Here is a 12,760-nt window from a genome sequence, read left to right as displayed (position 1 = left end):
GCGAAAGCACAGAGCCCAGTTGGACGCCGCTAGCGATTTCATACCTCAGTTCCGCGGTCGTTGTGATTGCCATGCAGTCCGTGGTCGGGGCCTAGCATGCGGATCGCCCAGCTTGCTCCATTGGCCGAGAGCGTTCCGCCGAAGCTCTATGGCGGCACGGAGCGCGTGATCGCCTGGCTTGTCGACGAACTGGTCGAGCTCGGACACGACGTCACCCTGTTCGCGAGCGGGGATTCGAAGACAAAGGGAAAGCTCCATCCTGTCTGGCCGCGTGCGCTGCGCCTGGGGCGAAGGGGAACGGATCCGAACGCCGCATGCGCGCTGCTGATCGAAGCCATCGCCGATCGCGCGGGCGATTTCGACGTGATCCACTCCCACGTCGACTGGTTGCCTCTTCCGGTGCTAAGCCGGACCGGCGTGCCGTTCCTGACGACAATGCACGGCCGGCTCGACCTTCCCGGGCTGTCCGATGTGATCGGGGCTTTCCCAAACGCGGCCTTCGTCGCGATTTCCGACGACCAGCGTCGACCACTTCCGGATGCGAACTGGATCGCGACGATCCAGCATGGGCTGCCCAATGATCTGTTTAGGCCGTCCTGCGAACGTGGTTCGTACCTGGCCTTCCTCGGGCGGCTGACGGCGGACAAGGGACCGGAGGCCGCCATACGCATCGCACGCGCCGCGCGGACGCCGCTGCGGATAGCGGCCAAGATACCGCGCGCGGAGACGGCCTACTTCAAGAAGAAGCTCGAGCCGAACATCGATGGCGGGGAGATCCAACTTGTCGGCGAAGTGGACGAAATCGGGAAGCAGCCGTTCCTCGCCGGGGCCGCCGCGTTGCTGTTTCCGATCGCGTGGCCGGAGCCGTTCGGGCTCGTCATGATCGAAGCGATGGCGTGCGGGACACCTGTGATTGCCTACCGAGCCGGCTCGGTGCCCGAAGTGGTGGAAGACGGCGTCACCGGCTTTATCGTGGATAACGAGGAGCAGGCGATCAAGGCAGTGAACGAACTGGGCCGGCTGGACAGAAGAGTGGTCCGCGCCCGGTTCGAGGAGCGCTTCGCCGCAAGTCGGATGGTGAAGGAGTACGAATGCCGATATCGCGAGCTGCTCGGCCGCGGAGGACGCGAAGGATTCGAGCCGGGGTCAACCATATCGCGCCCGGAAGTCGGCACGGCTTCAGAGTTTCTTCGTTGAGTCGCCGATCAGGAGGCTCGCATGAAAACCATTCTTTCCACGGCGGCTTTTGTTCTTCTCGCGACGGCCGCCCTTGCGGACGAAGTGCCTCCTCCACAGCCGGAGGTCCAGCAGGCCGGCGACTCCGCAAAGCAAGCGGAAGACTGTTCGAATGAGGTTTGGCAGCTTTGCCTTCACTCCCAAGGCAAAGGAATTGTCGTCCGGCTCGTGAGCATCGAACATCGTTAGTGGACCGGATCCTGACCCCCATCAAGCATGGGTAGAATCCTTTGCGCCCCGTTTCGACTGAAAGGAGCGATCAGGAACAAGTGGCAATCGCGGGCGTTGGGGCCCGGCATCTTGAACGGGTGCGGCTCACGTTGGAGGAGATAATCGATGAAAAGCTTTCTTGCCGTCGCTCTGCTTGGCACTGCCGTGATCGGCGGCGGCGCGTTCGCGCAATCCACCCAGCCCGCCGATCGCGCCGCGCCGGCGGTCACGGCCCAGCCGGCCGATGCGAAGATGGCGCTCAAGGGAAATTGGCGCGCTTCGAAGCTGATAGGCCTGAACGTCTACAACGAGGCCAACGAGAAGCTCGGAGACATCAACGAGCTGCTCGTCGACAAGAGCGGCAAGATCAACGCGGTGGTGATCGGTATCGGCGGCTTTCTGGGCATGGGCGAGCACGACATCGCCGTCTCGATGGACAAGCTGAAGTTCGTCGAAGAGCCGGTCCGGACCAGCTCGAGCAGCACGTCGACCAACTCGCGCGACACCACCACCGGCGCGGCTTCGACGAATACGACGAACCGCAACGCGAACGATTGGGTCCCGGACCACGCGGTCATGAGCGGCAACAAGGAGCAATTGAAGGCGCTCCCGCAGTTCAAATACTCGGACTACAATTAGTGCGGCGAGAACTCACGGAAAAAGGGCCCCCGCTGGGCCCTTTTTTCTGCCGGGCCCAATGGTCCAAAAAAATCGCCCGGTTTGCGGACGAGCCTTTCATGCGGACTGTTCGCTCAGTGCATGTGAACTATCCAATAGCCGACGCCGCCAACAACGAGCACGGGGGAACGGCCCATAAAGTCAGTACAAGCATTTTCTCCTCCAATGGCCTTCAGAACGTTTTCGCGAGGCCGGCTCGGCCCTGCGATGGCCGTTTACTGTTCGGTGCAGACCTTGGTGGTCTTCACGGCGGACTCGGCTTCCGTCTTGGTCTTGTAGACGCCGTCGCCCACGACCGTCGTCGTGGTCGTCGTCGGCTTGGTGTCGACAACGGTGCACTTTTTGGTCGTTGCATCACGAACGATGTAGAACTCGGCGGCGCTGGCGGCCTGGGTGCCGAGGGCGAAGGCGGCGAGGCCGCCGCACACGATCAGCTTCTTCATTAACTCCTCCAATGGCTTCTAAGTAGTCACTGCCAACGGGCAGGCGGGCGCGAAGTTCCGTTTCTTCCCGGCAGTCGGAAGGCACACCGCTCATGTCGCGAGACTGATTTCTCGCGGAGAGAAGAATTTCCACCGGCGCCGTCTCAGCCGATTTGCCGAAACTTCCCGTTCTGGAACCTGGCCCTTCGTCCGGTGTTGTTCGGCGACCAATTAGGAGGATTTCAGATGAACAAGCGTTTATTGTTGGCTACGACCGCCGCAGTTGCGCTCGCGACTTCGGCTCTCGCACAATCTTCTCCGAGCACGTCGAGCTCCAATCCGTCGGCTACGCAGCGTCAACAGGATTCCACGTCGGCGCCGCCGTCCTCTTCGACGTCGACACCGTCGTCCAACTCCGCTCCGGGATCCGCGCAGACCAACCCTTCGACGAATGCGGCCCAGACGCAGCCTCCGCCAGCGACCGGCCAGAGCGCTGCAGGCCAAACGTCCAACTCCGGCACGGGCACCAACACCACGCAGGCGCCCACGTCGAACAACTCTACCAACCAGGCGCAGACGAGCCAGCCCTCCAACCAGACTAATCCGCCTTCGAACCAGGCGCAGACCAATCCGCCTGCGAACAATCAGACACAGAGCGCGAACCCACCGGCTTCGGGCACCAATCAGGCTCAGTCTCCGACGGGTAGCAATCCGACCACCACGGCCCAGCAGCCGAGCAGCCAGCAGAACACGGCCAATCGCTCGTCGAGCACGAACGTGAACGCGTCCGTGAACATCAACGATCAGCAGCAGACCCGGATCAGCACGTCGATTTCACACCTGAATGTGCAACCGCTCAACAACGTGAATTTCTCGTTGTCGATCGGCACGGCCGTGCCGCGCGATGTACATCTGCAGCCGCTGCCTGCGGAGGTCGTCGAGATCGTACCCCAGTACCGGGGCTACAACTTCGTGCTGGTGAGGGACGAGATCGTGATCGTGGAGCCCTCCAGCTACAAGATCGTCGCGGTCCTGCCGTACTCGGGCCGCTCCACGGCGGCCGCGCCGGCGCGCACCGAACAGCGCAAGACGACCTTCAGCGACAAGGACCGCGAGGTCATCCGCAAGCACGCCAAAGCGCGGCCGGTCGAGCGCGAGCGTCGCACCACCACCGGCAGCTCGGTTCGTACCGAGATCCGCACCGGAGAGCGCGTGCCGGAAGGCGTGGAGATCGAAGCGTTTCCCGAAGAGGTCTATCGGGATGCTCCGAGCCTTCGCGAGTACCGGTACATCAACCGGGACAGCCGGACCTACATCATCGAACCCCATGAGCGTCGCATCATCGAAGAGATCGACTGATCTCGCCAAGGAAGGAGAATATCCATGAAGAACATCGCGCTTGGAGCTCTCGCCGCGACCTTGATGGCGTCGTCTGCGAGTGCGGCACCTCTTGCACCTGCAGCCATCGCGTCGACTGAGGCTGCGGGCATCGAGCAAGTCCGTCTTGTCTGTAACGAGTATGGCCGCTGCTACCGGACCCGCGGTCCCCGCTATGTCCAACGCTACTACGGCGGAGACGACGGCTACGTGGTTCGCCGCAGCTACGGCTATTACAATGGTCCAGGCTACTACGATCGCGGCTACGGCTACTACGGCGGTGGCCCAAGCATCGGTTTCAGCTTCGGCACCCGGAGCTGGTGAACTAGAAATGGGGCCGCTCTCTGAGCGGCCCTTTCGCCGTCGATTACGTTTTCGCGGTGATGAGATGTCTGCTATTGCGAAGCTCCTGGGACAGAAAGAGCAATTACCGGCGCGGCTCGAAGCCGGTCTCGGCCCGAACGAGCGAGCCGAAATCCAGGCGCTCGCTCCTCGCCAAGATCGAGACTGCGCTGAAGTTGCTCGGCACCCAGGATTCCGCCGCTGCCGGCGAAGAAAGACGGCGCGTGTCGTGGTTGTTGTTCATCACTCGCTCTTCCACCAAGCGCTAGCGGCAGATATCCTAGGAAGCAGGACGCGCTTTGATCTCTGGCTGGCAGCGGCACATGTCCTCGCCAAGCGTTACAGATAAAACCAATGACGCTGCCCGCCGACGGCGGAGAAGGAGCAATTCATTGCTGCTTGTCCTGGCCGTTGGATTTCTAGTCTTTGGCGCCGCAGCGGGCGCACTGTATTATGCGCTGCGGCCGGAAGTTCTCCGGATCGCAGTTGGACCTCCCGGAAGCGATGATCACAAAGTAGTTGAGGCGATGGCCGATGCCTTCGCCAGCGAAAGCAGAACTGTCAAGCTGTCCCCGATCAAAGCCGACGGGGCGGTCGAATCCCTCGCGTTGCTTCGTGCTGGAAAGGCCGACCTTGCGGTCGGTCGCGGCGACCTGGATATGCCCGCCGACGCGCAGACCGTCGCCACGCTGCGTAAGAACTTCGTTGTGCTGTGGGCGCCTTCCGGACTTGCGGGCAAGGCCTCCAAAAGAAAGCACGCGCCGAAAATCAAGGAGATCGCCGATCTCGCAGGGCATCGTGTCGGCGTAATCGGGCGGACCCCGGCGAATGCTGCTTTCCTGCGGGTTATCCTTAGCGCCTCCGGCGTGCAGGCGGACAAGGTCGCGATTATGCACTTTGGAACGGACCACATCGAGGAGCTGGCACGAGACCCGACCCTCGATGCATTCATGGCGGTCGGTCCGCTCGATAGCAAAATCACCTCCGACGCCATCGCTGCAACGACCCGCGTGCGAGGCGCGCCGAAGTTTCTCGCGATCGAGACATCGGAAGCCATCGCCCTGAAGCACCCGCGGTATGAATCCGAGGAAATTCCGCCCGGCGTCTTCAATGCCGATCCGGCTTGGCCTGATGACAAGGTTGAGACGGTCAGCGTCAGCCATCTGATCGTGGCGCGAAAGACATTGTCTGAAGCGACGGTGGCGGCCTTTGTCCGGCAATTATTCGCTGTCCGTCAGGCGATTGCCAGACAAGTGCCGGGGGCTGCACACATTACCAAGCCTGACACCGAGAAAGATGCCGAGCTGCCCGTGCACCGGGGAGCGGCGGCCGTCATCGAAGGTAACGAACGCAGCTTTCTTGACAGATACGGCGACTACTTCTGGTTCGCTCTCCTGCTCCTCTCCGCGATCGGTTCGGCCGGCGCCTGGTTGCGTCGCTATTTGAATCGGGACGAAAGGGAGGAAAACACCAGCCATCGCAACAGGCTCCTGGCCATGGTTTCCAGCGCGCGGACCGCGGAAACCAACCAGGAACTGCTGGCCCTGCAACGCGAGGCTGACGCAATCATCGCGGAAACGCTCGAAAGTTACGATGATGCCGCCATCGAAGAAGAAGAGCTGGCAGCCTTTGGCCTGGTGCTTGAACTGTTGAACCATGCCGTCGTCGAAAGGCGAGCTGCGTTGCAACGAGGTCCCCTTGAACCGGTTCGAGGCGCGGCAGTGGGTCACAGCCTTCCGCCTCGGGGATAAGGTCTCGTATGAGAAGACTGCACCTTGGGAAAATGATTCTGCGGCTGCCTTCATTCGATACCTTGAAAAGTGACAGTACGCGAACTCGGGCGTGTGCACGTCACCAGCGGATTAGTGGGCCAGCGCGTCCGGACGAAGCTGGAACTGGACCACCAGGGGGCTCGATAGTGTGGCGTCCGTCGCTCCCGGATGTGGCGCGTCGATAGCCTCGATATGAAACGGTGTGCGGTTGCCGGAAGCCACCCGAACAGCCTTTCCAGCCCGCTGCGGGATCATCGATCCGCCCATCGATCTGCTTGTCAAAGAACCCATCGGATAGGGCACGCGCCACGGCGCAGCTCGAGATCGGCGCGAACGACATTGGCCGTATCGTCAAAAGTGCGAATGGGCCCGAGGGCGGTGTGTGGGTCATCGCCGAAACCAAAGATCTCGGCACGTGATTACGGAGCATCGTATCCGTCGTCGTTGGCGTATGGTCCGCCTCAGTACCCGGCGCGCCATAGTACCCTGGACCGTACTCATAGTAGCCCGGACCCGGTCCCCAGGCATACGCCGAGGAAGCAAGCTCTCCGATGACCGCGCCGGCGATCACGCCTCCGGTCGCCCCACCATTGCAAACTTCCTCATCGGATCATTCCTTTCTCGTTTCTTTCCCGGCTCGACAACGGGAAAACCAGGCGTTGGTTGCTGGTTGTCCGCAATGCCTCGGCGCCGGGGCCCGCGCAACAGCTTGACCGAAGGCAGGTTCAATCCGCGCTGCGGTGCGGCCACTTTCTGAGCTTGTCGAGCCGGATCTCGAGTGTAGACTTGGCTGGATATTGGGGCGCTAAACACTTTTGAATTCGGCGCCCATGTGATTGCGTTACAATCTTTTTCCTTTGGGAGCCCCATGTTCGATCCGGCAATGACCGCGCTTCTGCGTATCGTCCTCGACGAGGTCTGCGAAGACGTGTCGCGCTATGAGACCGGCGCACGCACCCACGTAGCTTTAAGTATTTTGGAAGCCGCGACGAATGGCGACACCTCGCCCGAGCGGGTGAGGCAGGTCGGCCGCGAGGCTCTTCACGGCGCGCCGACGATGTGGCGATAGCGGGCGGGAGCGGGGGGCCTGAACTTCCAGGTCACGGTGCTGAAGATCCTGGTGAGCTATCCCGACGGATTCGCCGTCATGCCGGACCTCAAGCGCGACCTGGCGATCCTTGCGACGAGCGGACGGGACTGGGGCGAGCGGACCAAGCGCTTGGCCGCACGCATGCCGGATCTCGACATCTTCTCGCAAGGACTGGTGGAGCGCCTGAACGGCGGTTGGCGCATCACAGAGAAGGGCCGCGCGGGGCTGGAGCTCATGGAAGCCGCCCGGCCTTCCGACGTAGAGCTGCGAAGCGAGGGACCCCGGGCCGAGTCTTCGCCTGCAGCGCCCAGATCTCCGCTTCCTGGCTCAACCCGCGAGGGCTAGACCCAACGGCGTCAGCGGCGTCGACCCGTCCGGGAGCGGGCGCGGGCGAAGGCTTTCTGACTCCGCCACGGGCCGCCGTACTGCCGGCGCTTCGGGGAATTCGAAGACTTTCATCACCGTGCTGCGCACCGGCCCACAATCGCAAGGTGGGAGCGGCGCGCCGTGCGTCGTTCCGCTGCGGCAGGAATCCTAGACCCGGGGGTAGGCGTTGCGGTCGCGTCCCGGCCGAATGCTGCCGGAGGGCGAGAACGACGGCACCGAGGCTTCAGCCAAGGAACGGAGCCATGGTCGTCCGGTTGACTTCTGAAGACAAACTTCAGGAGGTCAACATGGCCATGGAAGATCGCGAGACGTTCAGCTTGATCGGAAGTGACAAGGTCGAGGGCACCAACGTGTACGGGGCCGACGGCGAAAAGGCCGGCTACATCGAACGCGTCATGATCGACAAGATCAGCGGCAAGGTATCCTACGCGGTGCTGAGCTTCGGCGGTCTGCTCGGCATCGGTGATGATCACTATCCGCTGCCGTGGCAGGCACTGAAATACGACACCAACCTTGGCGGCTACGTCACCGGCATCACCCACGACCAGCTCCGCGGCGCTCCCAAATATGCCGATGAGAGCAGTTGGAACTGGAGTGACCCCGCGACCACGCGGGCGGTGAATGCCTATTACGGTGTGCCGGTGGCTTGAGGCGGCACTCGGGGCCACGACCCTGCCGTTACGCGAGACCCACCCGCCTTTCCGCCTTGGTCCCGATGGAGACTTAAAAGTGAGTGCTGCAATTCGCGTTCTGGTCGTGGACGATGAAGCTCTGATCTGCAGCTTCATCGAGGACGCCTTGTGCGACGGCGGTTTCGAGGCTTGCTCGGTCCATTCGGGGGAGGTGGCCCTATCCACCTTTCGCGATGGGCGAGAGGGGTGTCGGGCGTTGCTGACGGACGTCAACCTGGGTAGCGGCATCAGCGGATGGGAGCTGGCGCGGCAGATCAGGGAAATCACGCCTGGCTTTCCTGTCATCTACATGACGAGCGCCAGCGCGCCAGACTGGAAATCGCAGAGTGTCGATGGCAGCGTCCTAATCGAGAAGCCCTTTACGCCCGCGCAATTGGCTGCGGCCGTCTCGCAGCTACTCGATACCGGCCTCTCGCCGGGTTGAACCGGGATCATTGTGAGCTTCCGATCCTTCGGTCGAGCCCGCAGATGGTGGCTATGCCGTGAGGGCACTGGCGATCGGGGCCCAACCTCGCCAAGAAGCCGCGCAAGGCATCAAGCGGGCAGAAGGAAATGCTGATGCCGATCAAGGCAAGAAGGCCGCGAATGAGGCCCCAGTGAAAAGCCGACGGCCAGGCCGCAGGCGAAGTCTGCCTGTGTCACGGGCCCCATGGAACGAACGGGCTTACCGCGCGTCTGAATCACCTCCCCCCGGCGCACTCCCCCTAAGGCTTCGCCGGGAGAAAGCCTGCCCATCAGGGTTGGCGGTCCTGATGCACATTATTGGGCGAGGACCCCCGGAGGAGGGGCAATGAGCAATGAGCAATGAGCAATGAGCAATCGCATATCGGAGCGGAGAATGCCGACCCCGACCGAAGGAGAAGCTCGAAAGGTCTTTAGTGACTCGGATGCCAAAGTGGCGGTGTCGAGTATGAACGCGCCCAGCAGGCGTTCCATGCGAACCGGGAGTGCCTGAAGGCGGAACGATTGGCCCGCGAGCCGGCAGCGAGACATCTAAGGCCTGAACAGCCAGAAAGTCTGAAGATCCGCAAGGTCCGATTCGGCTTGCGATGATGCAGCGACGGTGGGAACACTGTGCATGAGCAACTGAACGGCAAGCCCGCGGTTGGGATCCAATGAACAGGCTTTACCCCCTGGTTCTGGAGCACCGGCTTCCAAGCCCGGTCCGGTACGGCATCTCCGCCTGCATCATGGTGGTGTGCGCCGTGCTGCAGACGGCGCTGCAGACTCAGACCGGGGCGCCTGGATATTTCCTGCTTTTGCCCGGCGTTTTTCTCTCGGGCCTGATCTTCGATCGCGGCTCTGGAATATTCGCGGCCTTCATCGCTATCGGCGTGGGCGCCTACCTCAGCTACAAAGGTGGCTTCGGCATCGATTTCCTCGCGACGAATGCACTGTTCGCGATCACCGCCGCCGGGACAGCCATCGTCGCCGAATTTCAGCGCGCGGAACTCCGACGCGTCATGCAGGCGGACAAGACCAAGACCTTGCTGCTGCAGGAGATGGCGCACCGGACGAAAAACAATCTCGCAATCCTTGGCGGCATGATCCGGCTGGAGGCAAGGCACGGCGGGCCGGAGGTCGCGGCTGCGCTGGAAGCCACCGCCCGCAGGGTGCAGGTGATGGCGGAGGTCTACGACCATCTTGCGCTCAAGGAGGACTCGCGCTCGGTCAACATGCGCTACTTCCTAAATGACGTGGTTGAGAAGGTCTTCCAGTCCTTGGCTCCATCTGGGCCGGTTGCCTTCCAGGTGGTCTGCGAGGACATTCTCCTGCCGAACAACCACGCGCTTGCGATCGGCATGATCACGAACGAATTGGTCACGAACTCGCTGAAGTATGCTTTTCCTGGCGACAGGCCAGGAAACGTCGTTGTTTCTTTGTCGAAAGGAGACGGCATCGAGCTGTCGGCGTCCGATAATGGCATTGGCCTGCGGGAGGGAGCAGAGCCGGGCGGACTGGGCTCCCGCATCGTGCACCTGCTCACTCAGCAGCTCGAGGGCGAAATCACATACGAACGGCTGGACCCGGGTCTGCGCGTCCAGGTGCGGGCGCATCCGCGTTAGCATTCCTTATCGCTAGGGACAGGTCCATCTGAAGGGGAATTGGCATTGCGTCAGGAGCCGGTGCACCAAGTCCTTCTTGCACCTGCTTGCCTGGCAACGGAGGAGGGCCCAATGTCGACCGTCGCAAAGCTTCTTGCACGGAAGCAGGCGCTCCTGCAGCGACTACAGCGTGATCCCGGACCGAACGAGCGGGAGGAAATCGAGGCGCTGATCGCCCAGATCGAGACAGCACTAACGCTTCTCGGCGGCGGAAACGATCATGCGTGCGCTCAAGGACGACGACTGGATGGTGCGCGAGATGGCGGCCGAGACGCTGGGGCTCAATGTCAATGGTGGGTTGGTCGCCGCCGCCGCCGCGTTGGGCGAGATCGCTCATCCGGATGGCGAAGTGTTCCTGGCGGTCATTGCCGATGACCCGGATCCAGATGTCAGAAAGAACGCGCGCTGGGCCCTGCAACAGATCGTGGCGAAGAAGGCAAAGGCGAATTCGTAGGTTTGTACCCGAATTCTGCGAATGAGAGCAACTGCGCTCAATCGGTTGAGGCAGTGGGTGGAACAGCGTTCGTACGTCGGCTAGGGGCCAGAGTATTTGCTTGCGTGCCGTGGGTCGCGGCCTTGAAGAGAAGCTGCGCGGCCAGCTCCTCAACTCGGGGGCTCCAGCGAACGGGCGAGCCAACCAACCCGATCCGTCTCCGTGGGATCAACGGCAACTGAGACCTTTACGGTCCGCCCACAGGTGGCGCACTCGAACATGCGCTCCTCGAATCCACGCTTGCCGGCCGAGACGCGCGCTAGAGCCATTTGGTGCTTGCACACCGGACACGTCGGGCGATCGTTGGTTGTCGGGCTCACGGAGCTGGAATGCGGCCGTAGTAGTCGTCGACCGATCGGGCGACCGAGGGGTCTGACCAGTTCCAACTGCTCTCGTTGCTGTACCTTGGCGCTCCGCGCAACTGGCTGTCGTTAAGTCCCGTAATGTAGCCGCCGAGGTTGGTGTCGTATTTGAGCGACTGCCACGGAAGGGGATAATGATCGTCTCCGATGCCGAGGAAGCCGCCGAATCCCAGCACTGCGTAGGAGACCTTGCCACCAATCTTGTCGATCATCACCCGTTCGATCGAACCAATGCGTTCATTGTCGGCACCATAAACGGCGGTCCCTTCGACCTTATCGCTGCCGATCAGATTTCCAGTCTCCCGTTCTTCGTAAGCCATGCGATCCTCCTCATGATGGAGCCCAACCCTGGATAATGGAGCCCAACCCTGGGCAGTTGTGGTCGTTCCTAAGAGACCTTTGGCTCGCCAATGCTTTCACCAAATTTGAGCTCGCCGCGCGGGTAGGATTAAAGGTGAGCTATGAGGCGAAGAAAACCCGGACTTCGGCAGCGTCGGTGAAGAAGTCCGTCAAGAAGGTGGGCAATAGCCGCAAGAGAGTTGAGCGCCGGCTCGGGTCGGCGGTGAAAAAGTCGTTAGGAACGGCACCTTCGAAGCGTCGTTAGCAATGCGTCGCTCCTCGGCAGAGCGGCATTGGACGAATGAAGGTGCCCCGGCTCTTGCCCCCGAAGACCCGGGGCACATCGATCAGTTTGGAGCGGCCCCGGCCGCAAGCGCGTCGATCGTCGGCCGAGTTGCGGTGCCGGTCGGAGTTAGGGCCTGGTCGGCAGCAATCAACTGGTGCTAATTCGATCCCGAAAGCGCGCTCGTTCGGAAGCGGAATCGCCGCGGGCTGGTCGCAGTCTGTCGCCTATCTGACGTCGGCGATCATGGCGAGTGAGACAATGATCGGCCTCAGTGCTCTCCCCGGGGCGCTGGGCCTTTGCTTCTTCAAAGGTGCCGGATCTCCGAGTGTGGCGGTCGTGCGGACCCCCGTGCTTGCGGCCTTGACCGGCTTCGACCAACGCGAGGCGCAGACTGGCGGGATGGAGCCCGAGACCGGGCAGGACGCGCGCAATGCGACCGTCTGCCGTCACGACAAACGCGGCCGCGGGATGCGCGTAGCGGCCGTGGTCGCGGTCGTAGACCGCTTCAAATCCGAATGCTCGTGTCAGTGCCGCGATATCGCCGGCATCGCCGCGCGAGACGTGGGCGGCGTCGCCCAGCGCTTCGAGGCCGACTTGCGCCTGCTTCATATCCTTCGCGTTCTCCGGGGTATCCTGCGGGTCGAAGCTCACGACGTGCAGATCGAAGTCCTGACCGGGACGCAGGCCGGACTGCCGGAGCGCATCGGAGACGGTGCTGACTACCGGGCCGCACAACGTATCGCAGGTAAAATCTGCGAGGACCCACACGCCAGGCTCGCCGGTGAGCCATTCCCGGATCGGCCGTGCGACGCCGTTTTCGTCGCGCAGGCGGACGCTCAGCGGTAGCACGGCGCCGAGCCGGGGGGATGCCTCGACCCCGGCGAGATCGGACCCGGTCAACTCGGCGCGCGCCGGCACCAGCGCTGCGCAGACCAAATAGACGGCAAGCATCATTTGGCGATGCATCGC

15 protein-coding genes and 2 pseudogenes are annotated in these 12,760 nt (G+C 62.3%); 13 read left to right on the top strand and 4 right to left on the bottom strand.

The genetic code is table 11. The features are described from left to right. The first annotated feature begins 96 nt into the window (after positions 1-96). The 3 genes from ACVWZM_RS01260 to ACVWZM_RS01250 all read left to right on the top strand — a co-directional run bounded on the left by ACVWZM_RS01260 (position 97) and on the right by ACVWZM_RS01250 (position 2,085). On the top strand, positions 97-1,197 hold the full coding sequence (locus tag ACVWZM_RS01260) for a glycosyltransferase family 4 protein (RefSeq protein WP_456851520.1): 1,101 nt from the start codon (positions 97-99) through the stop codon (positions 1,195-1,197). A 21-nt stretch (positions 1,198-1,218) separates the two neighbouring features. Then, the gene (locus tag ACVWZM_RS01255) at positions 1,219-1,425 is read left to right on the top strand and encodes a hypothetical protein (protein ID WP_156436198.1); all 207 of its coding nucleotides are present in this window, start codon (positions 1,219-1,221) and stop codon (positions 1,423-1,425) included. A 147-nt stretch (positions 1,426-1,572) separates the two neighbouring features. Next, positions 1,573-2,085: a PRC-barrel domain-containing protein gene (locus ACVWZM_RS01250; protein WP_057017196.1), complete on the top strand. Its 513-nt coding sequence runs from the start codon at positions 1,573-1,575 to the stop codon at positions 2,083-2,085. Between the two features lie 254 nt (positions 2,086-2,339). On the opposite strand, the gene ACVWZM_RS01245 is transcribed toward ACVWZM_RS01250, so the two are convergent. After that, the gene (locus tag ACVWZM_RS01245; protein WP_057017197.1) at positions 2,340-2,567 is read right to left on the bottom strand and encodes a hypothetical protein; all 228 of its coding nucleotides are present in this window, start codon (positions 2,565-2,567) and stop codon (positions 2,340-2,342) included. Positions 2,568-2,792: 225 nt separating this feature from the next. Between ACVWZM_RS01245 and ACVWZM_RS01240 the strand changes: the two genes are divergently transcribed. Next, the gene (locus ACVWZM_RS01240) at positions 2,793-3,905 is read left to right on the top strand and encodes a DUF1236 domain-containing protein (protein ID WP_456851518.1); all 1,113 of its coding nucleotides are present in this window, start codon (positions 2,793-2,795) and stop codon (positions 3,903-3,905) included. Positions 3,906-3,929: 24 nt separating this feature from the next. Further along, entirely contained in the window at positions 3,930-4,247 is a 318-nt protein-coding gene (locus tag ACVWZM_RS01235) for a hypothetical protein (protein WP_057017199.1), read from the top strand. Positions 4,248-4,350: 103 nt separating this feature from the next. Here ACVWZM_RS01235 and ACVWZM_RS01230 read toward each other — a convergent pair whose 3' ends face one another. Beyond that, positions 4,351-4,509, bottom strand: coding sequence for a hypothetical protein (locus ACVWZM_RS01230; protein ID WP_156436199.1), 159 nt, complete (start codon positions 4,507-4,509; stop codon positions 4,351-4,353). Positions 4,510-4,588: 79 nt separating this feature from the next. Here ACVWZM_RS01230 and ACVWZM_RS01225 point away from each other — a divergent pair, with 79 nt between their 5' ends. From ACVWZM_RS01225 to ACVWZM_RS01195, 7 genes and pseudogenes are all read left to right on the top strand, one after another. Next, entirely contained in the window at positions 4,589-6,016 is a 1,428-nt protein-coding gene (locus ACVWZM_RS01225) for a TAXI family TRAP transporter solute-binding subunit (RefSeq protein WP_456851516.1), read from the top strand. Positions 6,017-6,905: 889 nt separating this feature from the next. Next, on the top strand, positions 6,906-7,106 hold the full coding sequence (locus ACVWZM_RS01220; RefSeq protein ID WP_168857382.1) for a hypothetical protein: 201 nt from the start codon (positions 6,906-6,908) through the stop codon (positions 7,104-7,106). A 36-nt stretch (positions 7,107-7,142) separates the two neighbouring features. Then, complete coding sequence (locus ACVWZM_RS01215) at positions 7,143-7,472, top strand: hypothetical protein (RefSeq protein WP_430641130.1); 330 nt, start codon at positions 7,143-7,145, stop codon at positions 7,470-7,472. A gap of 329 nt (positions 7,473-7,801) precedes the next feature. Continuing rightward, positions 7,802-8,164, top strand: a complete 363-nt coding sequence (locus ACVWZM_RS01210) for a PRC-barrel domain-containing protein (protein ID WP_057017299.1) — start codon at positions 7,802-7,804, stop codon at positions 8,162-8,164. A gap of 79 nt (positions 8,165-8,243) precedes the next feature. Further along, the gene (locus tag ACVWZM_RS01205) at positions 8,244-8,630 is read left to right on the top strand and encodes a response regulator (protein WP_076826395.1); all 387 of its coding nucleotides are present in this window, start codon (positions 8,244-8,246) and stop codon (positions 8,628-8,630) included. 691 nt (positions 8,631-9,321) lie between these two features. Further along, complete coding sequence (locus ACVWZM_RS01200) at positions 9,322-10,272, top strand: sensor histidine kinase (protein WP_456851514.1); 951 nt, start codon at positions 9,322-9,324, stop codon at positions 10,270-10,272. A gap of 244 nt (positions 10,273-10,516) precedes the next feature. Further along, positions 10,517-10,765, top strand: a pseudogene (locus ACVWZM_RS01195) (HEAT repeat domain-containing protein); the annotation flags it as partial. Positions 10,766-11,120: 355 nt separating this feature from the next. On the opposite strand, the gene ACVWZM_RS01190 reads toward ACVWZM_RS01195, so the two are convergent. Further along, positions 11,121-11,486: a PRC-barrel domain-containing protein gene (locus ACVWZM_RS01190; RefSeq protein ID WP_076826400.1), complete on the bottom strand. Its 366-nt coding sequence runs from the start codon at positions 11,484-11,486 to the stop codon at positions 11,121-11,123. A gap of 131 nt (positions 11,487-11,617) precedes the next feature. Between ACVWZM_RS01190 and ACVWZM_RS01185 the strand changes: the two are divergent. Then, positions 11,618-11,770 (top strand): annotated as a pseudogene (locus tag ACVWZM_RS01185) (DUF3606 domain-containing protein); the annotation flags it as partial. Between the two features lie 168 nt (positions 11,771-11,938). On the opposite strand, the gene ACVWZM_RS01180 reads toward ACVWZM_RS01185, so the two are convergent. Continuing rightward, positions 11,939-12,745, bottom strand: a complete 807-nt coding sequence (locus ACVWZM_RS01180; protein ID WP_456851512.1) for an SCO family protein — start codon at positions 12,743-12,745, stop codon at positions 11,939-11,941. Positions 12,746-12,760 lie beyond the last annotated feature (15 nt).

The organism is Bradyrhizobium sp. USDA 4501 (assembly GCF_054062115.1).
The sequence above is the reverse complement of the archived record's forward strand: the minus strand, read 5'-3'. Positions and strand labels throughout refer to the sequence as shown.